The organism is Massilia hydrophila (assembly GCF_020208145.1).
GTDB classification, from domain to species: domain Bacteria; phylum Pseudomonadota; class Gammaproteobacteria; order Burkholderiales; family Burkholderiaceae_D; genus Telluria; species Telluria hydrophila.
Window position 1 is genome coordinate 1 of sequence record NZ_JAHYBX010000062.1, and the last position, 444, is coordinate 444.

Here is a 444-nt window from a genome sequence, read left to right on the forward strand (position 1 = left end):
TTTTTAAGGTGCTCTACCGTACCAATTGTCGTCTGCTTTCCGTAATTATTATTGGGAAACGCTGCTGAAAACATCGACTCCACAGCCTTACGATTATCTTTATCCAAGCTGATATTTTTCTCTTCATATACAGCTTCCAGCTCAGTATGGAACAGACGCAATACCGGATATCTAAACCGTTCTGCCTGTACAGCAAGGTACTTATCCATTACATTACTAGGAATTTGCTCCTGATAAACAGTCTGCTCAAATGAAGTGAAAGCATTGGTACCTTCCGCTCCCATTGATGCCATCAATTTATCATACTCATTCGCAATAGCATATTTCGCAGCTTCTCCAGATACTTTATCGATTTCCTTATAGATTGCTTTCCGTTCGGTTTCGTCTGTTGTACCATTGTATTTCTCATAGAGCGCATCAATCTGATCTAACAAAGGTTTCTCC

General features: G+C 40.1%; 1 protein-coding gene. It reads right to left on the reverse strand.

Features of this window, described 5'->3' with window-relative positions; genetic code table 11:
- On the reverse strand, positions 1-444 hold a 444-nt coding region (locus tag LE190_RS22285; RefSeq protein ID WP_225240617.1), incomplete at both ends, for an insulinase family protein.